The organism is Bacillus sp. A1, from assembly GCF_042296235.1.
Taxonomy (GTDB): domain Bacteria; phylum Bacillota; class Bacilli; order Bacillales; family Bacillaceae; genus Bacillus; species Bacillus velezensis.
On the sequence record NZ_CP141181.1, the window covers coordinates 1,016,478 to 1,039,269 of the forward strand.

The window sequence follows — 22,792 nt, forward strand, 5'->3', positions numbered from 1 at the left end:
GCATTCGTCTAGTCAAACTTTTTCCTGATACATACAAATATATTGATCATGAAAAGGAGGTAATGAACCATGGGCGGAGGATATTCAAACGGTTTCGCGCTGCTCGTAGTACTGTTCATATTGCTTATCATCGTAGGTGCAGCTTACATTTGTTAAGCGAAACGGATCGCTTTTTCTAAAAGCGGTCCGTTTTCTTACCCGGGCGCCTAATCGTTTCAGAAGTACATTGCATATGATGTAATTGGAAAAATAAAACGTTTTGTAGGAGGTGCTTTTGGAGATGGGTGAAGTATTTGCAGGCGGTTTTGCATTATTGGTTGTTCTGTTCATCTTATTGATCATCATCGGCGCTTCTTGGCTTTATTAAGAAAAAAATATGGCTGTCGGGGGTCAGACCTCCGTCAGCCATATTTTTTTGCCTGTTTACACAGTAAAGGAGATCTCGACGAATGAAGAGATCAGTAAAATTAAAATAGATACATTAATAAAACGGAATACCTTATCCTGCCGGTCTTCAGGAATCTCTCTGACAAGGCATAATGTATTTGTGAGCCTGTTTATGAAATAAAGAATAAACAGGGCAGTCACGATAAAATAGAATAAAATGATGGGAGATTCCCCCTCTCTCTGAACTGCTCCCATATTACATTACCAAATATTTATTAAAAAAGATAGAATGTAACCTGAAAAATCAGCGGGACATCAAGACTCCGGCACTTTTTTCACTAAAATATCAAAACCGTCGGATTCCTGGTCAATCAGACATGATTTGGGCGCTTTGACCAGATGGAGCGCAAACAGAAGATCAGGCAGGCAATACCCCGCATGAATGCTCGAAATCATATAAAAGTAATGAGCGTGTCTCGGAAATGCCAGTCCGGCATAAAACAATAACGGCGTAATGAATAAAAACGGGCTGATCGTAGAAATCAGCATCGTCGTTTTCGGTATGCCTTTCCATGTCGGCATCCGCAAGAAGTACATTTTCATTTCCTTTTTTCTTTTTTTACAGATCATCGGCAGGACATGTATGACTTTATGTACAAATAAAGTAACAACGAGCAGAACACAAAAAGCAAACACGTGCCCGTCACTTAAACTGATATTCGGACGCAGCAGCCCGAATGCCAAGAAGTTGCATATAAAAAACAGGATCATAAAACCTACAGCAGTCAATAATAAACGAACCGCACCATAATCTTTGATCAGATTAATGGTTTTCCAGCAATTCATCAGAGTCATCCTTCCGTACAAAGATGGAATACAATCTCAAAATAATTTACTCTCTTCAGGAGAAAAAATCAATCCTTTTTTAAAGAAAAAAATAAACCTGGAAAGAGAAGAACAGAAGAGCTCGGTGAAACATGGAAATGTACGGTTTAACCTTTCTTCTCCATTCATTATCAGCTAAAATAAGATTAAAGATAGAAAGAAGTGAAACGGATGGATTCAATGGATCAGCGTATCGGGCGTTTAGAATATTACATACAATTGCTGGTGAAAACGGTGGATATGGATAAGTACCCTTTTTATGCGATGATGATTGAAAAAGGGCTGACCGAAGAAGAAGGAGAAGAGGTCGGGCGGATCTGCCGCGAATTGGAGGACGAGCTGGAGTCGCAAAAAGCGCAAGGCTTTGTGACGTTTGACAAGCTCCTTGCGCTTTTTGCGGGACAGCTGAACGAAAAATTAGATGTTCATGAAACGATTTTTGCTTTGTATGAGCAGGGGCTTTATACAGCGCTGATGGAAGAGTTTATTGAGATTATGAAGCACTTTGATTAACTGTTGATCGGTTCCAGCTCTTCAGCCGTTTCATGGACAGCCGATTCGTCCGTTTTTTTCTTCAGCCTTCCGTCTTCACTTTCAAAATCATTGTTTATGTTTGTCAATGATTTCTCGAATATCTCCATAAAATCTTCGCCGTAAATGTGGCGGATGACACAGGTTAATTCTTCAACCTCAGGAAACTTCCCGAATAAGTGGTAGATCGGCTGTGAGCCTTTAAACACCGCGTTCCTCGACGGATCAAACTCCTCAAGCAGGCTTTCGAATACATTTTCCCCTTCATCAGTTAACTGAATGTACGTGTTCCGTTTATCATTCAGCCGCTTGGAAAATTTCAGATATCCCCGTTCTTCAAGCTTTTTTGAAAAGTTAAATGCAGTTGATACGTGCATAACGCCGAATTTGGCGATTTCTGAAATAGAAGCTCCTTTAAGCTGATAGGCAATCCATAATATATGATGCTCATTAATATTAAGGTCGTAGGGCTTCAGCCAATTCTGCCAGTCTTTCTCGATAGATTTCCAGAGCGCTTTGGACAGTTGCGCCATTTTTTGGGTATAGATTAAAGCTTCTTTTAGATCGTAAGGCGGTTCAACACGATTCAATACAGATCACCTGCTTCACATTTTCTTTTCCTCTATTATGCCAATAAAATAAAGATTAATAAAGATGAAAATTTAAGAATTTTATAATAAATTCTTAATCCTTTGCTGGGAAAGGCTTTAAACCGCAAAAAAAAGTGCGGAACGCAATAGGTCCGCACTTTTTTTGGTTGTATAGGATATTAGTTTTGTAAGGTTTTCTCCAGCTGTCTGATTTTCTCTTCGATATCAGCGATTTCCTTTTGGAGATCCTGCTGGTGCGGCTTGATTTCCTCCTGCCACCTTTTAATGCTGGTCTGAAGCTCTCCGCCTACGTCTTTAATGACTTCTGCGCTTTCTTTCGCCGTTTGGACAAGCTGGTCCTTAAGCGCCATTCCGTCTTTTTTTAACCGTTTGATTGTGTCCTCAATTGAATTGCAATTCTCTTTGATTTTGCCCCGCAGCTCTTTTCCGGATGAAGGAGCCGAGAGTAACACCGCTGCGCCTCCGATCAATCCGCCTACGAAAAGGCCTGTTAAAAGGGAACGTCCGTCAGCCATTTGAATCACCCCGTTTTTTTTCTCATAACTTTTATCATTTTTGTTCAGAAGAATAAACTTCTATACATAGCTTGCTTTATTTTAGCATATTTTTTAAGGGAAAAGGAGGGAGAAGGTTGTCTGTCTTTATGATTGTTTTATCTTGTATGGCTCTTGTCTTTGCGGCGGGCGCCGTTTATTACCTGAAACTGCTCGGCCAGGCCGCTTCTTATCCGCCGAAGCGGGTCGTCCGCCAAAAGGCCATCGTCTGCTCAGCAGGAACCGCCCTCGCATTGTTCCTTATCTTTTTCACAAAACTTCTCGTATAAAACATGCTGAAACACATTAAAAAACCTCTTCCGGCCGGAAGAGGTTTCGGTATGCGGTTATTTCACCGTTTCAATCATATTGGACCGTTTTAAGATCGTTTGCACAATCGGATGCATAATGATCATGGCGATCGCGTTCAGCGCAGCCGCCGGAAGGACGACCGCGAGCACCAAGGCGGTGAATCCGCCCGGCAGGCCGACAATCAGAAGGGCCAGCGCCAAAAAGAGCAAACCGGAGATGAAGGTGCCGGCTATCGTAATGACGGCGGCGGCCGCTGTTTTCACGCTCTTTTTCACCAAAAGCGCCAGCGCGAGAAACAGAAACGCCGTTACCGGTTTTTCAATGATATTCGGAAGCTGTCCGCCCGGAAAAGATGTCGTGAGTGCGGAAATGATTCCCGTTACAATCCCGATCATCAGTACGTTCTGCACACGGGGGAATAACAGAATACCCATAAACATCATCACAAGCATCATATCGGGTTTCATTCCGAATAATACCGGCGGCATAATGGAATGAAGCACCGCTCCGATTGCCGCAAACAGGGCCATAATGACTAATTCTTTTGTTTTCATACTAAGCTCTCCTCTGCTAAGCTTTTTCGCCATCCAATAATATGCTCGTCATTTATTGCGATGGCCGGAAAAATTGATATGCAAACAGTATATCAAAGGAACCGTTATGTTAGAAGAAATTTATTCGTTTTCCTGCTGGAACTTTCTCATAAACTGAGCCAGTTTTTCACAATCAGCCAGGCTGACGGCGTTGTAGATAGACGCCCTGCAGCCTCCGACTGAGCGGTGGCCTCCGAGTCCGATCATTTTAGCCGCTTTCGCTTCTTCAACGAATTTTTTCGTTAGACTGCTGTCGCGGAGGGTGAACGTGACGTTCATGTGAGAACGGCTGTCTTTTGCGGCATGCCCCGCGTAAAACCCGCCGCTTGCGTCGATTGTGCCGTACAGGACATCGGCCTTTTCCTGATTGCGCCGTTCAGCCGCTTCGACACCGCCGTTTTCAGCCAGCCATTCAAGGACGAGGCTCAGCATATAAATCGCAAATGTAGGCGGCGTATTATACAGTGAGTCGGCTTTTGTGTGAGTGGAGTATTTCAAAATTTTAGGGACGTTGGCGTTTTCGTTTTCAAGCCATGATTTTTTCATGATGACGACCGTGACGCCGGACGGCCCGAGGTTTTTCTGGGCTCCGCCATAGATAACATCAAACGTTTTGACATCAATTTTTCTGCTCAGGATGTCGCTTGACATGTCGGCTACGAGCGGGATCGGTGAATTCGGGAACTCTTTCCACTGCGTTCCGAAAATCGTGTTGTTTGACGTAATATGCAGGTAGGCGCCGTCTTTGATTCCTGAGAGGTCCGCTTCCGGTATGTGGTTGTGGTTTGAATCTGCGCTTGTTGCCGTGACGGATGTGGTTCCGAACAGTTTCGCCTCGGCGAGTGCTTTTTCAGACCATGCGCCTGTTACGATGAAGTGCGCCGTTTTTTCCGGTGTTAAAAAGTTCATCGGCAGCATGGAGAATTGAAGGCTTGCGCCGCCTTGAAGAAATAAAATATCATAATCGTCGGGAATATCCATCAGTTCTTTCAGAAGGCTTTTGGCTTTTTGGTGCACCGCATCATATTCCGTGCTCCGGTGGGACAGCTCCATGACGGACATGCCGGTATCATTGAAGTTGACAAATTCTTTTTGTGCTTTTTGCAGCACATCCAGTGGAAGGGCTGCGGGTCCTGCATTGAAATTCGTTGTACGTTCCATGTTTACGATCTCTCCCTGTTTTCCGCTTTAGTGTAAGAAATAATACAATTATCCTATCACAATTTTTTGATTTTTTTGATATGAAAAAATATAATTTTATGTATTTTGTGTTTCCGGACGCAAAAAAACCTCATCTTTAAGATGAGGCAAGCCGTTTTCTGACGGTTGAAGCGATCTCCTGAAGATCGTCAGGCGTATAGTCTTCGGCGTGGGGCTTCCAGACAGCCCCGAAACCGTCGCCTTTTCCGTAACGCGGAATGATATGCATGTGAAAATGGAACACCGATTGGCCCGCTTTTTCACCGTTGTTATTGAGAATATTCAGCCCGATCGGCTCGAATTCATCGCGGATGGCGCGTGCGATTTTCGGCACCGCTTCAAAATATTCTTTAGAAAGCTCAGGCGTAAACTCGTACACGTTTTCGATATGTGTTTTCGGAATCACGAGCGTGTGGCCCTTTGTGACCTGGCTGATATCAAGAAACGCCGCGACGTGTTCATTTTCGTATACTTTTGAAGACGGAATGTCACCGGCAATGATTTTGCAGAAAATACAATCGTCCGCTTTGTGCATAGATGGGTTTCCTCCCTGAAAAGAAATATATGTATATTCTCATCGTACCACAAAAACGGCCAAAACAAAAAACAGGATGAACGGCTGCGCGTTCACCCTGATGCAGAAGTACGAAGCTTTATCACAGAAAATTGAATATGCCTTTTGTAAGCACCTCATTTGTTTTTAAAATGAAGACTTATGGGTCTGCTTAATCATTCCTGGGACAAACACCTCATTTGATTATTTCATCATGAATGAAGAACATCATCAAAGCAGTGTGTGAAGAAATTGTAAGCACAGGACATGTTGATTTTCATCCAACTGTTCTAAGACGTCTTTTATAAACACCTCATTTTCAGTTGATTAAAGCTGTTTCCTTCTACATACATTATGATGTCCGCCAAAACGATAACTATGCACGATTTTCACGTGAGAAAAAAAGGGAATCGTTTCAAATCAGACTTTATTTTTGGTACTATGAAGAAAAACGAATCAGAAGGGGAGAAATTATGTCTCTGCTATCGGTAAAAGACTTAACCGGCGGTTATACGAGAAACCCGGTCTTAAAAAATGTTTCATTCACCCTTGAGCCGAACCAGATTGTCGGACTCATCGGATTAAACGGCGCGGGCAAAAGCACGACGATCCGGCATATTATCGGATTAATGGACCCGCATAAAGGCTCGATCGAGCTGAACGGCAAGACGTTTTCGGAGGATAAGGAAAGCTACCGCTCGCAATTTACGTACATCCCAGAAACGCCGGTGCTGTATGAAGAACTGACGCTCAAAGAGCATTTGGAGCTGACGGCCATGGCGTACGGCCTTTCCAAAGAAACTCTTGAAAAAAGGCTTCCTCCGCTTCTGAAAGAATTCAGAATGGAAAAAAGGCTGAAATGGTTTCCCGCTCACTTTTCCAAAGGGATGAAGCAGAAGGTCATGATCATGTGCGCGTTTCTCGCGGAGCCTTCGCTTTATATCATTGACGAGCCGTTTCTCGGCCTTGACCCGCTTGCGATCAATGCATTGCTGGAGCGGATGGACGCCGCGAAAAAAGCCGGATCAAGCGTGCTGATGTCAACGCATATCCTGGCTACGGCAGAGCGCTACTGTGACGCTTTCATTATTTTACATAACGGCGAAGTGCGGGCAAGCGGCACACTGGAAGAACTGAGAGAGCAGTTCGGCATGAAAGACGCAGCTCTTGATGACTTGTATATCGAACTGACGAAGGAAGACGCCGGCCATGAATAATATGTCTACGATTTGGCAGTCCCGGCTTGAAGAGCATATAAAGGAAACCAGAATGTATATGAAATATATGCTCAATGATCATCTCGTCATTGTGCTGATCTTTTTTATTGCCGGAGCGGCAAGCTGGTACAGCAAGTGGGTCAAAGACATTCCCGTTCATTTTCCGTCATTTTGGGTGATGGCGGTGCTCTTTTCATTTGTGCTGACCGGTTCATACGTCCGGACGCTGTTAAAGGAAGCGGACCTCGTGTTTCTGCTGCCGCTTGAACCGAAAATGGGGACATACTTTAAGCATTCATTTAAGTACAGCTATCTGTCACAGCTGTTTCCGCTTATTGCCCTGTCGCTTGTATGCATGCCTCTGTTTTTCGCTGTAAGTCCGGGGGCGTCGCTTGCGTCGTATGCCGCCGTATTTATTCAGATGCTGGCGGTAAAAGCGTGGAATCAGGCCATGGAGTGGCGGATGACGTTTATGAATGACAGAAGCATGAAAATGATGGATGCGGTTATACGCTTTATCTGCAATATGCTGCTTTTATACTTCGTCTTACAGTCGTTTTATGTGTACGCTGCCGCCGTCTATGTTGTGATGGCCGGCCTTTATGTGTATTTCATATCGGCCGCAAAACATAAATCATTAAAATGGGAAGCCCATATTGAATATGAATTAAGAAGGAAGCAGCGGTTTTACAGAATCGCCAATCTGTTTACCGATGTGCCTCACCTGAAGAAACAGGCAAAACGCCGGGCGTATCTCGACTTTTTGCTCAGAATGATTCCGTTTGAACAGCGGAAAACGTTCTCCTATATGTATGCGCGGGCCTTTCTGCGTTCAAATGATTATCTCGGCATTCAGGTCAGGCTCACGATTATTTTTATCCTGATTATTATGCTCGTTTCCGCCAATCCGTGGATAACGGCGGCGTTAACCGTATTTACCGTCTTTATAACGGGGATACAGCTTCTGCCGCTGTTCGGGCATTTTCATCATCTTTCTCTGCAGGAGCTTTACCCGGTCAATCAGAAAGCGAAGCTGCAAAGTTTCTTTTCGCTGATGAAATCGGCATTAACCGTGCAGGCGCTGCTGTTCTGTGCAGCGTCAGCTTATGCCGCGGGAGTCAGCGGGGCGCTGTATGCGGCTGTTGCTTCAGCCGTTCTGATTTTTGTAATCATGCCTTCGTATATGGGCGGAAGATTGAAAAAGTACGGCAAGCTGTAATCAATCGGGTTTTTGAAACCTCAATGAAAGAAGGAGACACAGATGACCGACGATCAGCAGCTGATACAGGAAGCACTGCAATGGAAAGCGCGTTTTTTGCGCAAAGATTCTATGCTTGAACGTTTTTCTAAAGGAATGCAGGCGAAAATCAATGAGCGGATTCCCGATAAAATTCATGCCGTCATCACAGAAAGCATTAAAAAAATGACCGAAGCAACAATGGCGGGTTCAAATCTGGTGAAAAGCAAGCGGGATACACACGGTATGACGCTTGCTGAAAAAGATGCCCTTGCCAGACAAACCATCGTATCGTACCAAAAGGTCGCGGCAGCTGAAGGTATCGGTACGGGGGCCGGCGGAATTTTTTTAGGGATGGCTGATTTTCCTTTGCTGCTATCCATTAAAATGAAATGTCTGTTCGATCTTGCCTCCATTTACGGCTATGATGTGAAAGACAGGGATGAGCGATTGTTTTTGCTGTTTATTTTTCAGCTGGCTTTCTCAAGCGGTGAACAGCGGAAACGCATATACTCAATGATTGAACAATGGGATTCGAAAAAGCATGATGTCGATTGGAGAGTTTTTCAGCAGGAATACCGCGATTATCTGGACGTGGTGAAATTGTTTCAGCTTTTGCCGGTGGTCGGAGCCGCCGTGGGCGGAGCAGCCAATTATAAACTGCTGTCACAGCTCGGTGAGACGGCAAGGCACGTTTTTCATTTAAGAATCAAAGCAGCCGGTACGTAATGTACCGGCTGCTTTTTATGTTTTTATGTCAGCGGGGGTAGCTTACCGCGGCGCCGATAAGCACCTTGGCGGCCGTCAGCATCGCTTTTTCATTAAAATCAAATTTCGGGTGGTGATGAGGATAAATGGTTTCCGCGTTTTCTAAAGCGGCGCCCGTAAAGAAAAATGCGCCTTTTGTATGCTGCAGATAATAGGAAAAATCCTCTCCGGCCATCTGCGGCTCTCCTTCAACGACCTTCGTGACGCCCTCTGTTTCCGCTGCGGCTGCCGCCGCGTGCGCCGCTTCCTCAGGATGATTAACGACGGCGGGGTAACCGCGCTTGAAATGATATTCATAGGAAGCGGAGTGCATGGAACAGATTCCTTTTACGACGGCTTCTATTTCTGCTTCGAGCAGGCTGCGCACACTTTCGTCAAACGAGCGGACGGTGCCTGATATGACTGCCTGATCGGCAATCGCATTAAACGGATTTTCAGCGGTGAACGAGCCGGCTGAGATGACGGCCGGCTGCACCGGATTTACCCGCCGGCTGACGATATGCTGAAGAGCCGTGACGATTTGTGAGCCGATTAAAACGGCGTCCTTCGTATCGTGAGGAATCGCGCCGTGGCCGCCTTTGCCGATGACTTTAATCGTAAAGCCGTCAGCGGCGGCCATCACTGGGCCCGGGCGGCATAAGACCGTTCCGACGGGTTCAGTCGCCCAAAGGTGAGTGCCGAAAATGGCATCGACATGTTCGAGGCAGCCATCCTCAATCATTGCTTGTGCTCCGCCGGGAGATAATTCCTCAGCGTGCTGATGGATCATCACAAATGACCCTTTCAGTTTTTCCCGGTTGCGGTACAGCACTTTTCCGACAGCAAGCAGAGCCGCGGTATGGCCGTCATGCCCGCAGGCGTGCATGACGCCGGGAATTTGTGAAGCATAGGGCACATCTTTTTCATCCTGTATCGGCAGAGCGTCAAAATCAGCTCTGAGTGCCACGGCCGGTCCCGGTTCACTGCCTTCAATATAGGCTGTGACACCGTTGCCCCCGACATTCGTCCGGATGGGAACGCCGAGCTTTTCATAAAATGAGGCGATGAACGCCGGTGTTTTTTTCTCCTTAAACGATGGCTCGGGATTCATGTGAAGGTGACGCCTGATTTCAACCATTTCCTCATACAGCCCGTCAAGCTGAGCGTTTAAGCTTTTTTGAAGTGTCGTTAACGTCAAAAGCGATGCCCCCCTCGTCTGCTTTTCCCATGATTGTATAGAAAATGTCAGAAGATTTCAATCCTTTTGCTACGGGAGAATGATGATGGCGGCGATCGTTGTGACGACTAGCCCGGCCGCAACCGGGATAAAGTTTTTCCTGGCAAGCTCAAACGGATCAACTTTACAAATAGCCGCAGCGGGGATCAGTGCCCAAGGGACCAATGTTCCGCCCCCGACCCAGATCGCTGAAATCTGGCCCAGCGCCGTTAAAACGGCCGGGTCCGTATGAAGCGCGGCAGAAAACAGCTTTGCCATCGAGCCTGCAAGAGATATACCGGAAAACCCTGACCCGTCGAGCCCGGTAATCGCACCGACTGCTGCCAGGGCGATGCCGGCGAATTCTCCGGACATCGGAAAAGAATGGGACAGGGCCAATCCGAGGTCATTGACGATCCCCGCAGATCCTTTCGGCAGCGGGGTGTTCAAAATACTTTTAAACCCCGCGTCACCGAGATAAAAGAAGGCCGCGATCGGAATGACGGGGCCGAATACTTTAAAGCCGAATTGAAAACCGCCGATAAAATACTCGGTGATCTTTTCTAAATGCCGCTCTTTATATACAATGAAATGAACGATCAGGAGAATGCCGATCGCGGTTCCTCCGACGAGTGCCGTCGCCTCGTTTCCCTGCAGACGGTATACGATCATGCAGATAATATCGGCGAGAAAAACAAGCGGAATGAAAACCGCCAGGATCACCCTGAGTTTTTTCGGCAGGTACATACTTGTGTCCAAAGAACCGGAGCTGTCCAAGGAGAGGGGGGTCTTCGTTTTTTTTCGATCCCGCATGATGAGGAAGAAAGCGGTGATTGTCGTCGTTAACCCCATGATCAAAACGAGCGGAATACTTGCCTGCATGACATCGCCCACGGGAATGCCCGCGGCATCGGCCGTTAATTTCGGGGCCGCCTGAATGACGTAATCCCCTGATAAAACCTATTATTATAAAGTGTTTTAATAAAGGATGTATGGTGGAATTTTAGCTGTGAAAAATGGACAAAAAAAGAATCCCTAACGATCTATAAAGACCATTAGGGAAAAGTGCTGTTACCTTGCTATTGCTGTTAACTGGTTTAGGTTTAGGAATATTCAATTGTCACACCAGCTATAATGCTGGATAGAATTATTCATTAAAAGATAATTGCTTACGCTTGTCTCGTAAACTCGACAACTCTATTAAAGAATTACTATTATTTTTGTTACTATTGATAGCTGTTATTAGAATAGTTATTAGTTATTGTTTTTAATATTTGTGAGGTGATTTATCACCGAACCAGCGAAGCTGTTATCTTTTATCTTTATTACTGTTATAGCTGTTATTTATAATTTATTATCCTTACTTCCTTACTTCCTTACCTATTTATCTTTGGCGACACCCCACTTTACAGGTATTTATTAGTCACAAATTTAGGGATTAACAAAAGACCTTGATATGACTGGGTTTCTTAAAGTCACAAATTTAGGGATTAACCTGTGAGGATTTACATACCTATTAAAGCTACAATTTCAGGGATTATTAAAATTGTGATTATTAAATTCTGTGAACCCTTGATATATAAGGGTTTTTAAAGTTTGTTAATCACAATGGTAAATTTCATTTCTTGAAGGGATTGTACTATGTTTTATGGAATTGAATATGTGGGTGATAAAAAATGGAAATAAGAAAAGATTTAATATTCAATAGGTCAAATAGAGGTACGAAAACAAAATATGATGAAGCCATGAAGATACTAGAATATAGTGTAATGATGGTTCAATTCTTTGAAATAAAGGAGTTTAACAATGTAATTGCTGGTCAGTTAAGGCTTATATTATGCGATACATCTGTAAAGAGAATAAAAGGTAAAGGAAAAGTCATTATTGATAATTCCTTAATTAAAAAGATCAATCCTAAACCTAAGTTATATCCTGTGAAAGAGTTTGTTGTATTCAATGAAAAGGGTGACGCTTTTATTCCTGATGGATTATTTGATTTTGAAAAACCAATGATTGATTTAAAAGAATGGTTAGAACAAGTCATTTTGAAAATTACTATTAGCGATAAGTATCAGGAATTAACGATATTTGATTTTATTAAAGAATCTGCTAATAAAAGCGGTGGTGCACACGTTGACGCTAGTTTGCCTGAAAAATCCTTTATAGTAGACGTTCATTCTGAAAGGGTGTTATGTGATATAGCAAAGGGCTTATTTAGGGCAACAGGAAGAGACTTTAATCAAAAATCATTGGAAAACTTAACCCACATACTTACTACTATTGAAAAAGCTAAGGCATCCAATTAGGGTGCTTTTTAATTTAATCATTTTTGTGATTAACAACCCTATGAAAAAAGGCTTTACAGATGTTATTAGTACCACCGTCTAGGGATTATTAAATTTTGTGATTAACCACCTTATAAAATCAACGTTTATCAGTGTTATTAGTCACAAGTTGCACAGTGAGGGCTTTAGCTGTGAACCCTGATAACTTATAGGTTTTTGACACTTTTCTATTGTGATTTTTTGGGCAAATAACGCTTGTTTGCTTGTTTTACACATTCGCCTCAGAATATTTTTTTGCACAAAAAAGACGATTAGCCTTAGCTATTCGCCTTCCTTTTCGCCCTTATTAACGTACTTTTACTTATCCCTGTTGTTTCCTCTACCTCTTTATATGAGTGAGTTTCTAACAGCTTTAAAGCGTGTTCTAGCTGTTTTTTACTGTATTTGTTCGGTCTACCTTCTCTAAAGTCGTCACGCTGTTTAGCTATTGCTTTGCCTTCCTGTGTACGTTCTACAATCATATCCCTTTCAAATTCTGCAAAGGAACTCATGATATTAAATATTAGTCGTCCTGTTGGGGTGTCCTCAACGATACCCATATTTAGTACATGAACTCTAACGCCTCGTTTAAATAAATCCTTAATTGTTTCTATAGCGTCACCTGTTGATCTTGCGAACCGGTCTAATTTAGTTATTATTAAAGTGTCACCAGCTTCAAGAATTGACAATAATTCTTTAAATTGGGGTCTATCCGCTTTAGTCCCTGTGAACTTCTCAGAATAGATTTTTTCACAGCCTTCATTTTCTAGTGCTGTTATTTGTGATTCTAAATCCTGATTAACTGTTGAAACCCTAGCGTATCCGTATTTCATATGTAAAAACCTCATTTTCTTTAGTTTATTTATGGCACTAAGTTATGACACCTTTCGATACCTTGATATTACAGTACCTTAGAATCGGTGTCAATACTTAAAAGTTATGACACTATGATTATCAATAATACCACTAAATAATGGTGCTAACATATAGGGCTATACCTACCCATACAGCACTAATAACAGGGTAATAAGGGATATATAGCCCCACCTACCACTGCCCCACATAGACGTATAGCACCTATAAAGGCAAGGGAATAGGGAAAGAGGCAAGGGCAAAGGTGAGGACACCACACGAGGACAACAGCACGAGGCAAGGAAGGACAACAGCACGAGGCAAGGCAAAGACAACAGACAATGAACGAATGAAGAACAAACGAATGAACAATGAAAGGAAAGGAATATGCGAACTCAGGCACGATACAGGAAGGTATGGAATTAGATCTATGAGGAACAGCCAACCAGCATACCCCCACCATAGGGGGGCAGGGGGGGGCTTGGGGGTCGGTCTGGTACTTACAAAATATACGCACCATTTTTAAAACTTTTTTTGGGGATGGGGTGGTTCAAGTTTTTGCTATATTATAAAGTGAAAGCAGCAATAAAAATTTTTGCGGGATTTTTTCAAAACTTTTTAGGGCTACCGCAAAGCTATTAAATCTAAAATATCTTTTGGGTTTTTTAGAATATAATCTGCTGATTCAAACCCTTCTGTTGTTTTAGAACCCCATAAAGCAAGGGCAAATTTTACTCCAGCACTTTTTGAACATTGCATATCATAGATTGAATCTCCAATGTATATAGTTTCCTCCTGAACAGCATTTAACCCTTTTAAACAAGCTAATAAAGGTTCAGGGTGTGGTTTATGTTTTTCAGTATCGCTTGCACATATCGTGTACTCAAAAAATGAACTCAATCCAAATGGTTCAAATTCATCAATTAACTCTTGTTTTGTTTTTGAAGTCACAATACCAGTTCTGACAGGGCTTTCTGATAGTGTTTTTATAACATTTTCTAAATCCTTAAAAACACTTACCTCGTGAGAAAATTCTAGTACAGTCTCTGACCATTTTGGATGGACACGTTCCAAATCGGTCACGTTTAATTTTTTTAATGTTTCTATCCCTGGTATTCCTAAAGCAAATCTTAAATCCTCTAATTGATAATCTTTTCCTTCTTCTTTTAAGACTTTTTGTAGGGATTTTAATATAGCTTTTTCAGTATCTAAAATAGTTCCATCTACATCAAAAATAATATTTTTGAACAAACTGTACCCCTCCTAGCTTCTAATAATCAAGACCAGTTTATCATAGACAGATATGAAGAATAAATTAAATAAGCCCCATTCTTTTACATTTCTGTATTCTCTGTTTTCGTGTCACGTCAGCTAAAACAGTGCAAGCCTCGTCTAAATACAGCTTGTTAGGTTCAACTTTAATTGATAAGAACTTATCATTAAAAATCATTTTTTCCCAATAGGTAGAACCGTCTGCAAAAGTAACTTTACAATTCTGTACAGTTGGTTTTCTGTAATGATACAATGCCTTGTTACTACCTTCCATTGACATAGGGATTTTCATCATGTTTGTATATCGTTCCTTAGTGTACTGTTCCATTGTTGACCACCTTTTATTATTGATTAACGACAGTTAGAAACAGGTTAGGTATAAACACCTTACCACCTAAATTCCAACGCTTGAAAGCCTTGATATGACTGGGTTTGTTTATGTCTAAGTGTCGTTATTTAGCCCTTTTTTGATTGTATTTGATATGAGTGCTTTTCCTTGCTGATCTTTTACATATTTCTGAACAATAAACAGCCCTGTTGGATACAGAACTAAAGCCCTTGCCACAGCCCTTACACGTTTTGTTTAATACTGTTTCCTTACCATAGTAAACCGCCTCTAATGTCTTAACAGCGGGGAGAACAGCCTTTTCAAAGTAAGTACATGAACAGTCCTTAGCTGTTATCTTTTTACCTCGATATTCACCACCAACAAGCAAAGGACATTCCTTGTCCGATAAAATACATTTTCCGTCTATAAAATTCGCACATGATTTAGTAACTAATTGCTTAATATATTTTTCCATTTATCAAATTAACCACCTTTTATAAGTAATAGAAAAAACCCACTTAGCGATTTAATGCCAAGTGGGTTATTAGTAGAGGGAAATACTTTTAATTAACGTCTGTCATTCATAGCAAGTCCAGCCCTTGCACGTTCTACCCTTGCCTTGATTTCCTTCTCTAAATGTTCTTGTCTAATCTGTTCTCTGCGTTCCTCAGCCTCACGTAATAGCCTGTTACGTTCTGCCAGTGCGTTTGCCACTTCTTCATCATTAGAGTAAGAACTCTTAGGCTGTTCATAAATAGACATTTTGCCACCGTCAACAGGAACAATATTTTCGTCACGTCTTAGCTGGTCAACAGCGTTACCGATTGCCATTTTTTCTAGGGTAGACAGTCCTTTGATTTGTTCGTGTGCTTCATCATCACCCATAGCCAAGCGTTTAATAAATTCAGGATTAAAATTTGCCATAATAAATAACCACCTTATAGTTTTATTCGTTTTGATTTTCTACCAATTCTGAAATACGTTGTAAGTCTTTTTCATTAAATTTCAATTTACCAATGGCAAGGAATAGCTTGCCTGTATAGTGACCTGTAATAGAAATCTTCCCTGTCTCAATATCTGAAAGACGTGCCTGAGGTATGCCACTATATTCAGCAAATTCAGATTGACTAAGCCCTCGACATTTACGAATAAAAGGTAACATTTCTGCTGTTAGTTTCAATTCTTCCACCTCACTAATTCATCATAATTTATGACTTCTAAAGTAAATAAAAATAGGCATGGCAACCGAACGCCACACCTTGCTATTAGGAGATCAATCCAATGTCATTATTCACCGTAGGAAACCCATTAAGATTTCCCTATTAGTAGTTTCATGGGAACAGGGTGTTTTACAGGTTTTGAAAGTCATATTTTATTACTTTATATTTCTTAAACTTAAATGTCCTAAAAACAGCGTTTTTCATCAGTTAAGAAGTGTAGAGGTTTTATGAATTGAACAGGCATAAATTTAAATGAATCAAAATGTCCTATTTCAGCCCTTATTTGCAAGTAACAGGGTGTAGGGCTTTTTTTACAGCCTCTAACATTCATACTGAGGGGAACGGACAACAATGGGGAAATCAAACATAAAGGAAATGCTAAAGAATAAAATTGATGGATTTTTAAGTAACCAAAATAATCAATTTGAATATTATGGCTTACGTGGGGTGATGTGATTATGAAGAATAAACGTACGCCTAAAGTAACCATAATCAAAGCCACTAATCCTAACTATAAACAAGTAGCTGAGGCAATCGTAAAATTATCTCAATCAAATACAGAAACAAAGAAGGACGCTTCCTAATTGGAGACGTCCTTTTCTTTTAGTCTTATTTCAAATTCATCTACTGTATTTACTAATTCTAGGTGTTCAAACAGTAGTCTGTATATCCTATTCTGATTTTCAATGCTTTCGTTTTCAATGTTATTTAGCGAATCAACAGCGTTTTGAATAACTGAACTTCTATCATAATCATTCAAACTAGCCAGTAGCCTTTCGTTATCCTCTAGTTTCACCTTCAATTCTTTTGCGTCCTTCTCTAAAGGTGGTACTAATCCTACATAGTCTGCTTCCGATAAAATCCCTTTGATTAGATAACTTTTAGCGTTTTGTATCTCAGTTTGTATTTCACCCATACGGCTTTTGATGTCCTTAATTTGATTCATAACGCTGATTTTCTTATCATTGGTGGTATCTATATCAACGCTTTTTATTTCTTCTCTTAACGCTTCCTTATAGCTTTCAACAGCTATATAAAAGTGGGGAAGTAGTTCCTTCATGGAAATTGATTTATTAGGACATTTCTTTTCGTTATATTCACCGATAACCTTTTGACACTTTCCAATCTGATAAGATGTAACACCTTCTTTATTAGTCCATGACTTATGAATAGGTAATCTATTTCCACATATACCACATACCACTAATCTATCCAGTACAGTATTTATTTTAGTGTAACGAATTCCTTGTGGATTCCTACTGCGTGACTTAATCATATTATGCACTTCTTGAAATTCCTCTATCGTTAATAAAGGCTGGTGGGTATCTCTAACAATAACATCTTCGCCAAACATCTTACTGTAATAGTGGCTTTCACCTAAATAAACACGATTAGCCAACATTCTTGTAATTGTACCAACGTCTTTCCACTTCTTACCAGACTTTGTGGTATATCCGAGTTGGTTAAGTTGTCCTATGATTTCAGCTATTACATATCCTTCAAGAACTTTGTCAACAATAAATCTGAATGTCTTGCTTTCGATAGGGTGAGGTATCAGCTTGTCCTTATCTTTGAAGTAGCCGAAAGGTGACTTATTAACATAGATACCTTCCTTTGCACTTGCCAAAACTTTTACATTCATTCTATAAGCAAAGTTTTCAAGTTCTTGCTGATTCATTGCACCACGAATGATATTAGTTAAAAACTGGTTTCTATCGTTAGGGAAGATGTAGCCTTCACGTATTGAAAGGATAGCTATTTCAGTACCTTTCAGTTCTTCATATACGTTTGTTTGTTCGTGTACAGTACGATATAGCCTCGATTCTTCCACAACAATTATTAAATCGTGTTTTCCGTCTAAACATGCCTTTAACATTTTTTTATATTCTTCTCTTTTTACGTTCGTTGACTTTGCCACATAATCATTATAGATAACATAATCCTTCCAGCCTTGTTCCTTACAGAAGTCAGTCAAACGCTTTAAATGGCTTTCTATTGTTTCTGCGTCAGTCATGCCTTTACTTTTCTTAGACTTCCTCAAATACAGTGCTTTAGGCTTATCAGAAGGCTTATAATCAGCTTGTGAGAATGGTTTATACACCGTGTTTCACTCCTGTTAGTATGATATTTATGTACTTTATAATAACATACTTTTTCTCCCGATAAAGCGAATCCGTGGCCGAACAGGTTCATCGCCATAGCCGCGGCGATCGGAGAAAGGCCCGCCCGGATCGCTGCGGGAAGCAGCACAGCGCCGATCAGCGCCACCCCGGGTGACGGCCAGAAAAAAAGAGAGATGGCAAACATCAGACAGCCGATAACCCAATACGCGACAGCCGGCCCTTTCATCAGCTTTGCAAACGGAGAAATCATCGCTTCATTAATACCGGTTTCGGTCAAGAGGCCGCTCATCGCCACGATAAAACAAATGATAAAAATCGTCGGCAGCAATTCTCCGGCGGCATACGTGAAGCTGTGAAACAGGCTGCTGACCGAAGCGGAGAATGAATGCGTCGTCCATAGCGCAATCACAAAAATGCCGGCGAGTGAAATAAAGGTTGTATCTTTCCTGAGGAGCATAAAAACGATAATGGCCGCGATAAAAGCAACATAAAGCAGATGTACCGAGTAGACGCCGATCCCCAATTGAACCACTCCGTTTATAAATAGGATTGCTACAGGGTATTCATAGGCGGGCGGAAGGTGCAAGAACGAAGCGTAAAATCGGGACATTAAAAAAGCCGGAGAATCTCCGGCGGTTTTTTAGTCTATTGCGTAATAAGCGGTTACATAAGACGGCCGGGAGAAAATAGACGTCGTGTCGATGCCGGCAGATGTTCCGCGTTTTTTATGAGCTTCCTGATAAGAGTTTGACTGCTGCCAGTCCTGAAAGGCTTTTTCCTCTTCCCACAGGGTCAAAATGACATACGTATCGCCTTCGAGCGGTCTTAATACGCGGATGGCTTGAAAACCGGGTTCATTTTCCACTTTGCCGGCGCGGTTTTTAAACCGGTTTTCAAACAGCGGACGGCCTTCCTGGGTAACGGCGATGTTGTTGAGGACGGCGTAGCCCGGATTTTTGATTTCCCCGACGCTGTCGATGCTTTCATAGGAATGGGGCGCCTGAAAAACGGTTTCTCCATTTGTTTCATGAATTAAAACCGCATTATCCTCACCTTGCATCAGCACCATATTCTCACTCGGGTGTTTCTTTGCAATCGTCTTTAAAAAATCGGCTGTCCCGTATGTAATATAAACCTTCATATCAGCCACCTCCTGCTTGCTAGTATATCAAAAGAGTGGTATAAGTTTCTATTGGCGACTCATTCTGACATAATTCGAAACAATATTTCCCATACTACAAGTTAAGAAAGGCGAGGTGACTTATGCTGAAAAAGAAAAAAAGATTCTTTATTCCGGCTGTAATTGCGGCGGCAACCGCTTTTCTCGCGTTAATCGGATACATTATCATTATATTTCTCGGCCATTATGTCATCGATGAAAAGAAATTAATACTGCACGCATCTTCAAAAATCGTCGATCAAAACGGTGATGAAATCGCGAGCCTCTATACGGAAAATCGCGAGCCGGTATCCATTCAGCAGGTTCCGGAAGATGTGAGAGATGCCTTTATCGCCGTTGAAGATAAACGGTTTTACGAACATCACGGCATTGATGTGAAGTCTGTCGGCCGGGCGGTGTTCCGGGATGTTTTAGCAGGCGGCAAGGTGGAAGGCGGAAGCACGATCACCCAGCAGCTGGCGAAAAACATTTTTCTGACTCATGATAAAACATTTTTGCGCAAGACGAAGGAAGTCATTATCGCCATCAATCTTGAGCGTGATTACAGCAAGGACAAGCTGCTTGAAATGTACCTGAACCAGCTTTATTTCGGCCATGGCGTTTACGGCATTCAAGCCGCGTCCCACTACTACTTTAATAAAGAAGTAAAAGATTTAACCGTTGCGGAAGGAGCCGTTCTGGCAGCGATTCCGAAGGCGCCATCTCTTTATTCGCCGATTCAGCATCCGGATAAAAATAAAGAACGCCGCGATACGATTCTTGCAATGATGAACGACCAAGGCTATATCAGCGCCAAGGAAGCCGTCAGAGCCCAGGGCCGGACATTGGGGCTTAATGTCAAGAAAACATCAGAAACGCCTTGGTTTGACAGTTATATCGATCTTGTCATCAAGGAGGCGGAATCCCGTTATTCGATGTCGGGTGAACAGCTGCTTCAAGGCGGCTATACGATCCGGACGTCACTTGATTCCAAGCTGCAGAAAACGGCATACACCCTCATGAAGGAAAGCGGCTATTTTCCGGGGACGGATCAGGCGGCAGAGGGAAGCGCCGTCTTTATTGATAATAAAACCGGAGGCGTGCGCGCGGCGGTCGGCGGACGCGACTACGTGACAAAAGGATACAACAGGGTTACGGCGAAGCGGCAGCCGGGCTCAACGTTTAAGCCGATTGCCGTATACGGGCCCGCCATGCAGGAAGACAAGTTCAAACCGTATTCGCTTCTCCAAGACAAACTCACGTCCTACGACGGGTATGAACCGAAAAATTATGACGGACAGTACAAGGGGGAAGTGACGATGCAGGATGCGATCACTTACAGCATAAATGCGCCCGCTGTCTGGACATTGAAGCAGATCGGCGTAGATACGGGAAAATCGTATCTTGAGAAAAACGGTATAAACATTTCTGACAACGGACTCGCGATTGCGCTGGGCGGTCTGTCTGAAGGCGTCACCCCGCTTCAGCTTGCCGGAGCTTATCATACCTTTGCGGCAAGCGGAATGTATACGAAGCCATTTTTTATAGAGAACATCTCGGACGAAGACGGAGAAACGTTGTCCGGGCCTAAAAACGGCAAAACGCGCGTCTTCAGCGGACAGACGGCATGGAATATGACGAGAATGCTTCAGCAGGTCGTAAAAGAAGGAACCGCTTCACAAGGCAGCTATCAAGGTGACCTGGCGGGGAAAACCGGCACGACCACATTTACCGGCGTCCCCGGCGCGACAAAGGACGCCTGGTTTGCGGGATACACTCCCGGACTGACGGGAGCCGTCTGGATGGGCTATGACAAAACGGATAAAACCCATTACCTGAAAGGCGGAAGCCAATACCCGGTCAGACTCTTTAAAGATATCGTTACAAAAGCGGGGGAAAACGGCCGGACATTCAAAAAGCCTGAAAATGTGAAGGAACTGGGCAGCCCGATTGAGCTGAAGGCGGTAAAGTCCCTGTCGGCCCGTTATACATTTAAGGCGATGGGACTGATTACGGTTCAATTAAAATGGGATATTCAAAAGGATGATCGGGTTGTTTACCGAATATATGAGAAGAAAGACGGAAAAGACAAGCTTCTGGATTCGGTGAAAGGAAAAGGCAGCTTTGACATACCGTACGCCAATCTGTTTTCAGGGGCTTCATACAAAGTCGTTCCATATAATTCACAGACGGATCAAGAAGGAGAGGGAACGGAATACGTTCAGCCGAAGCTTTTTTCTTCTTAATCATGAATTCGGCGATTTTTTGAACATTAAGCCTCAATTCTATACGCTTTTGAAAAAACAAGGTATAGTGTAATGGGCGAAGAACACGAACGTATGGTTGCAGGAGGAAAGGTGGAAATTCAGATGAGTAAACGAGAAGCGTTTAATGATACGTTTTTAAAAGCGGCACGGGGAGAAAAGACAAATCACGTCCCTGTCTGGTACATGAGACAGGCGGGGAGGTCGCAGCCGGAATACCGCAAGCTGAAGGAAAAGTACGGCTTAGTCGAAATTACGCATCAGCCCGAGCTGTGCGCGTATGTGACGAGGCTCCCGGTCGAGCAGTACGGAGTGGACGCTGCCATTTTATATAAAGACATTATGACGCCGCTTCCTTATATCGGAGTGGATGTTGAAATAAAAAACGGAATCGGCCCGGTGATCGATCAGCCGGTGCGCTCTGCTGCGGATATTGAAAAGCTCGGCGAACTGAATCCCGAACAGGATGTTCCTTACGTGCTGGAAACGATCCGATTACTCGTAAACGAACAGCTGAATGTTCCGCTCATCGGTTTTTCGGGAGCGCCTTTTACGCTGGCCAGTTATATGATTGAAGGCGGGCCTTCAAAAAATTACAACAAAACAAAAGCGTTTATGCACAGTATGCCGCAAGCGTGGCAAATGCTGATGGACAAGCTCGCGGACATGATTATCGTTTATGCAAAAGCGCAGATTAACGCCGGCGCAAAAGCCATTCAGATTTTTGATTCATGGGTCGGCGCGCTGAACCGCGAAGATTACCGGCAGTTTATAAAACCGGTGATGGACAGAATTTTCCGGGAGCTTTCTGCAGAGCAAGTTCCGCTGATCATGTTCGGCGTAGGCGCAAGCCATCTGGCCGGGGATTGGCATGACCTTCCTCTTGATGTCGTCGGTCTTGATTGGAGACTCGGCATAGATGACGCCAGAAAACAAGGCATTACAAAAACGGTTCAGGGCAATCTTGATCCGTCGCTTCTTCTTGCGCCTTGGGAAGTCATCGAGAAAAAAGCGAAAGCGATACTTGATCAAGGCATGAAAGCGGACGGGTTTATTTTCAATTTAGGGCACGGCGTATTCCCTGATGTCAATCCGGAAACGCTGAAAAAGCTGACGGCGTTTGTACATGAATATTCCGCTGCCAAAAAAACGGAACAATCTTCCTGAGCAGATCGTTGGTTATAAGTAGATTTTCCTGTCAAAATCAAGGTAGACAGACCATCAAAAG

Annotated in this window: 26 protein-coding genes and 2 pseudogenes; 10 read left to right on the plus strand and 18 right to left on the minus strand. The window is 42.9% G+C overall.

Annotated features, from left to right (window positions below; genetic code table 11):
* Positions 1-69 precede the first annotated feature (69 nt).
* Together yhzE1 and yhzE2 are read left to right on the plus strand one after the other, a co-directional pair.
* Positions 70-156 carry a sporulation protein YhzE1 gene (gene yhzE1, locus U2H13_RS05225; protein ID WP_017417375.1) on the plus strand — a complete coding sequence of 29 codons (87 nt, stop codon included), beginning with the start codon at positions 70-72 and terminating at the stop codon, positions 154-156.
* Between the two features lie 124 nt (positions 157-280).
* A complete protein-coding gene (gene yhzE2 / locus U2H13_RS05230) occupies positions 281-367 on the plus strand; it encodes a sporulation protein YhzE2 (RefSeq protein WP_003155248.1) in 87 nt (28 codons plus the stop codon).
* 56 nt (positions 368-423) lie between these two features.
* Here yhzE2 and U2H13_RS05235 read toward each other — a convergent pair whose 3' ends face one another.
* Positions 424-642, minus strand: coding sequence for a hypothetical protein (locus U2H13_RS05235; RefSeq protein ID WP_376700711.1), 219 nt, complete (start codon positions 640-642; stop codon positions 424-426).
* A gap of 60 nt (positions 643-702) precedes the next feature.
* On the minus strand, positions 703-1,233 hold the full coding sequence (locus U2H13_RS05240; RefSeq protein ID WP_007409225.1) for a DUF3267 domain-containing protein: 531 nt from the start codon (positions 1,231-1,233) through the stop codon (positions 703-705).
* A 210-nt stretch (positions 1,234-1,443) separates the two neighbouring features.
* Between U2H13_RS05240 and U2H13_RS05245 the strand changes: the two genes are divergently transcribed.
* The gene (locus tag U2H13_RS05245) at positions 1,444-1,785 is read left to right on the plus strand and encodes a YhaI family protein (RefSeq protein ID WP_003155243.1); all 342 of its coding nucleotides are present in this window, start codon (positions 1,444-1,446) and stop codon (positions 1,783-1,785) included.
* Here the strand turns inward: U2H13_RS05245 and U2H13_RS05250 are convergent.
* Positions 1,782-2,393, minus strand: a complete 612-nt coding sequence (locus tag U2H13_RS05250; RefSeq protein ID WP_021494928.1) for an HTH-type transcriptional regulator Hpr — start codon at positions 2,391-2,393, stop codon at positions 1,782-1,784. The two genes, U2H13_RS05245 and U2H13_RS05250, sit on opposite strands and share 4 nt — an antisense overlap.
* Before the next feature lie 179 nt (positions 2,394-2,572).
* A complete protein-coding gene (locus U2H13_RS05255; RefSeq protein WP_014417330.1) occupies positions 2,573-2,929 on the minus strand; it encodes a YtxH domain-containing protein in 357 nt (118 codons plus the stop codon).
* Between the two features lie 116 nt (positions 2,930-3,045).
* Here U2H13_RS05255 and U2H13_RS05260 point away from each other — a divergent pair, with 116 nt between their 5' ends.
* Positions 3,046-3,237, plus strand: a complete 192-nt coding sequence (locus U2H13_RS05260; protein ID WP_007409223.1) for a hypothetical protein — start codon at positions 3,046-3,048, stop codon at positions 3,235-3,237.
* A 57-nt stretch (positions 3,238-3,294) separates the two neighbouring features.
* Here U2H13_RS05260 and U2H13_RS05265 read toward each other — a convergent pair whose 3' ends face one another.
* From U2H13_RS05265 to U2H13_RS05275, 3 genes are all read right to left on the minus strand, one after another.
* A complete protein-coding gene (locus U2H13_RS05265) occupies positions 3,295-3,813 on the minus strand; it encodes a tryptophan transporter (RefSeq protein WP_014417331.1) in 519 nt (172 codons plus the stop codon).
* 120 nt (positions 3,814-3,933) lie between these two features.
* Positions 3,934-5,013 (minus strand): 3-phosphoserine/phosphohydroxythreonine transaminase, encoded by a 1,080-nt coding sequence (gene serC, locus U2H13_RS05270; protein WP_121984140.1) that lies wholly within the window; start codon positions 5,011-5,013, stop codon positions 3,934-3,936.
* A gap of 136 nt (positions 5,014-5,149) precedes the next feature.
* Positions 5,150-5,587, minus strand: a complete 438-nt coding sequence (locus tag U2H13_RS05275) for an HIT family protein (protein ID WP_021494930.1) — start codon at positions 5,585-5,587, stop codon at positions 5,150-5,152.
* 491 nt (positions 5,588-6,078) lie between these two features.
* Here U2H13_RS05275 and ecsA point away from each other — a divergent pair, with 491 nt between their 5' ends.
* Genes ecsA through U2H13_RS05290 form a run of 3 tightly spaced genes read left to right on the plus strand, consistent with a single transcriptional unit; the run spans position 6,079 to position 8,788 of the window.
* The gene (gene ecsA, locus U2H13_RS05280) at positions 6,079-6,822 is read left to right on the plus strand and encodes an ABC transporter ATP-binding protein EcsA (protein ID WP_003155231.1); all 744 of its coding nucleotides are present in this window, start codon (positions 6,079-6,081) and stop codon (positions 6,820-6,822) included.
* Positions 6,815-8,041, plus strand: a complete 1,227-nt coding sequence (locus tag U2H13_RS05285) for an ABC transporter permease (RefSeq protein WP_095060913.1) — start codon at positions 6,815-6,817, stop codon at positions 8,039-8,041. Before ecsA ends, U2H13_RS05285 begins: the two co-directional genes overlap by 8 nt.
* A gap of 42 nt (positions 8,042-8,083) precedes the next feature.
* Positions 8,084-8,788 (plus strand): EcsC family protein, encoded by a 705-nt coding sequence (locus tag U2H13_RS05290; protein WP_095060912.1) that lies wholly within the window; start codon positions 8,084-8,086, stop codon positions 8,786-8,788.
* Positions 8,789-8,816: 28 nt separating this feature from the next.
* Here the strand turns inward: U2H13_RS05290 and U2H13_RS05295 are convergent, their stop codons facing one another.
* Together U2H13_RS05295 and U2H13_RS05300 are read right to left on the minus strand one after the other, a co-directional pair.
* Complete coding sequence (locus tag U2H13_RS05295) at positions 8,817-10,004, minus strand: M20 family metallopeptidase (protein ID WP_095060911.1); 1,188 nt, start codon at positions 10,002-10,004, stop codon at positions 8,817-8,819.
* A gap of 69 nt (positions 10,005-10,073) precedes the next feature.
* Positions 10,074-10,979, minus strand: a pseudogene (locus tag U2H13_RS05300) (hypothetical protein); the annotation flags it as partial.
* A 719-nt stretch (positions 10,980-11,698) separates the two neighbouring features.
* Between U2H13_RS05300 and U2H13_RS05305 the strand changes: the two are divergent.
* On the plus strand, positions 11,699-12,328 hold the full coding sequence (locus tag U2H13_RS05305; RefSeq protein WP_179155966.1) for a hypothetical protein: 630 nt from the start codon (positions 11,699-11,701) through the stop codon (positions 12,326-12,328).
* Between the two features lie 296 nt (positions 12,329-12,624).
* On the opposite strand, the gene U2H13_RS05310 is transcribed toward U2H13_RS05305, so the two are convergent.
* From U2H13_RS05310 to hmoB, 9 genes and pseudogenes are all read right to left on the minus strand, one after another.
* Positions 12,625-13,179 (minus strand): recombinase family protein, encoded by a 555-nt coding sequence (locus tag U2H13_RS05310; RefSeq protein ID WP_179155967.1) that lies wholly within the window; start codon positions 13,177-13,179, stop codon positions 12,625-12,627.
* A gap of 643 nt (positions 13,180-13,822) precedes the next feature.
* On the minus strand, positions 13,823-14,449 hold the full coding sequence (locus U2H13_RS05315; RefSeq protein ID WP_053220181.1) for an HAD family hydrolase: 627 nt from the start codon (positions 14,447-14,449) through the stop codon (positions 13,823-13,825).
* A 64-nt stretch (positions 14,450-14,513) separates the two neighbouring features.
* Positions 14,514-14,798 (minus strand): hypothetical protein, encoded by a 285-nt coding sequence (locus U2H13_RS05320; RefSeq protein ID WP_179155968.1) that lies wholly within the window; start codon positions 14,796-14,798, stop codon positions 14,514-14,516.
* A 124-nt stretch (positions 14,799-14,922) separates the two neighbouring features.
* Positions 14,923-15,273 carry a cysteine-rich VLP protein gene (locus U2H13_RS05325; protein ID WP_053220183.1) on the minus strand — a complete coding sequence of 117 codons (351 nt, stop codon included), beginning with the start codon at positions 15,271-15,273 and terminating at the stop codon, positions 14,923-14,925.
* Positions 15,274-15,365: 92 nt separating this feature from the next.
* Entirely contained in the window at positions 15,366-15,722 is a 357-nt protein-coding gene (locus U2H13_RS05330; protein WP_053220184.1) for a hypothetical protein, read from the minus strand.
* Between the two features lie 22 nt (positions 15,723-15,744).
* A complete protein-coding gene (locus tag U2H13_RS05335) occupies positions 15,745-15,978 on the minus strand; it encodes a helix-turn-helix domain-containing protein (RefSeq protein ID WP_223204400.1) in 234 nt (77 codons plus the stop codon).
* A gap of 620 nt (positions 15,979-16,598) precedes the next feature.
* The gene (locus tag U2H13_RS05340; RefSeq protein WP_053220186.1) at positions 16,599-18,119 is read right to left on the minus strand and encodes a recombinase family protein; all 1,521 of its coding nucleotides are present in this window, start codon (positions 18,117-18,119) and stop codon (positions 16,599-16,601) included.
* A 47-nt stretch (positions 18,120-18,166) separates the two neighbouring features.
* Positions 18,167-18,664: pseudogene (locus tag U2H13_RS05345) on the minus strand (TRAP transporter large permease subunit); the annotation flags it as partial.
* 117 nt (positions 18,665-18,781) lie between these two features.
* Entirely contained in the window at positions 18,782-19,282 is a 501-nt protein-coding gene (hmoB, locus tag U2H13_RS05350) for a heme-degrading oxygenase HmoB (protein ID WP_017417382.1), read from the minus strand.
* A 122-nt stretch (positions 19,283-19,404) separates the two neighbouring features.
* On the opposite strand from hmoB, the gene U2H13_RS05355 reads away from it, so the two are divergent.
* Both U2H13_RS05355 and hemE read left to right on the plus strand, forming a co-directional pair.
* A complete protein-coding gene (locus U2H13_RS05355; RefSeq protein WP_103527013.1) occupies positions 19,405-21,546 on the plus strand; it encodes a transglycosylase domain-containing protein in 2,142 nt (713 codons plus the stop codon).
* A 123-nt stretch (positions 21,547-21,669) separates the two neighbouring features.
* Positions 21,670-22,731: a uroporphyrinogen decarboxylase gene (hemE, locus tag U2H13_RS05360; protein ID WP_014417339.1), complete on the plus strand. Its 1,062-nt coding sequence runs from the start codon at positions 21,670-21,672 to the stop codon at positions 22,729-22,731.
* Positions 22,732-22,792: the final 61 nt, after the last annotated feature.

Coding starts and splice junctions, on each gene's coding strand:
- U2H13_RS05320 (WP_179155968.1), bottom strand. CDS start 14,798: ATGGAACAGTACACTAAGGAACGATATACAAACATGATGAAAATCCCT.
- U2H13_RS05240 (WP_007409225.1), bottom strand. CDS start 1,233: ATGAATTGCTGGAAAACCATTAATCTGATCAAAGATTATGGTGCGGTT.
- U2H13_RS05285 (WP_095060913.1), top strand. CDS start 6,815: ATGAATAATATGTCTACGATTTGGCAGTCCCGGCTTGAAGAGCATATA.
- U2H13_RS05255 (WP_014417330.1), bottom strand. CDS start 2,929: ATGGCTGACGGACGTTCCCTTTTAACAGGCCTTTTCGTAGGCGGATTG.
- U2H13_RS05355 (WP_103527013.1), top strand. CDS start 19,405: ATGCTGAAAAAGAAAAAAAGATTCTTTATTCCGGCTGTAATTGCGGCG.
- ecsA (WP_003155231.1), top strand. CDS start 6,079: ATGTCTCTGCTATCGGTAAAAGACTTAACCGGCGGTTATACGAGAAAC.
- U2H13_RS05275 (WP_021494930.1), bottom strand. CDS start 5,587: ATGCACAAAGCGGACGATTGTATTTTCTGCAAAATCATTGCCGGTGAC.
- U2H13_RS05245 (WP_003155243.1), top strand. CDS start 1,444: ATGGATTCAATGGATCAGCGTATCGGGCGTTTAGAATATTACATACAA.
- U2H13_RS05310 (WP_179155967.1), bottom strand. CDS start 13,179: ATGAAATACGGATACGCTAGGGTTTCAACAGTTAATCAGGATTTAGAA.
- yhzE1 (WP_017417375.1), top strand. CDS start 70: ATGGGCGGAGGATATTCAAACGGTTTCGCGCTGCTCGTAGTACTGTTC.
- U2H13_RS05330 (WP_053220184.1), bottom strand. CDS start 15,722: ATGGCAAATTTTAATCCTGAATTTATTAAACGCTTGGCTATGGGTGAT.
- U2H13_RS05305 (WP_179155966.1), top strand. CDS start 11,699: ATGGAAATAAGAAAAGATTTAATATTCAATAGGTCAAATAGAGGTACG.
- serC (WP_121984140.1), bottom strand. CDS start 5,013: ATGGAACGTACAACGAATTTCAATGCAGGACCCGCAGCCCTTCCACTG.
- U2H13_RS05265 (WP_014417331.1), bottom strand. CDS start 3,813: ATGAAAACAAAAGAATTAGTCATTATGGCCCTGTTTGCGGCAATCGGA.
- U2H13_RS05325 (WP_053220183.1), bottom strand. CDS start 15,273: ATGGAAAAATATATTAAGCAATTAGTTACTAAATCATGTGCGAATTTT.
- yhzE2 (WP_003155248.1), top strand. CDS start 281: ATGGGTGAAGTATTTGCAGGCGGTTTTGCATTATTGGTTGTTCTGTTC.
- U2H13_RS05290 (WP_095060912.1), top strand. CDS start 8,084: ATGACCGACGATCAGCAGCTGATACAGGAAGCACTGCAATGGAAAGCG.
- hmoB (WP_017417382.1), bottom strand. CDS start 19,282: ATGAAGGTTTATATTACATACGGGACAGCCGATTTTTTAAAGACGATT.
- U2H13_RS05235 (WP_376700711.1), bottom strand. CDS start 642: ATGGGAGCAGTTCAGAGAGAGGGGGAATCTCCCATCATTTTATTCTAT.
- hemE (WP_014417339.1), top strand. CDS start 21,670: ATGAGTAAACGAGAAGCGTTTAATGATACGTTTTTAAAAGCGGCACGG.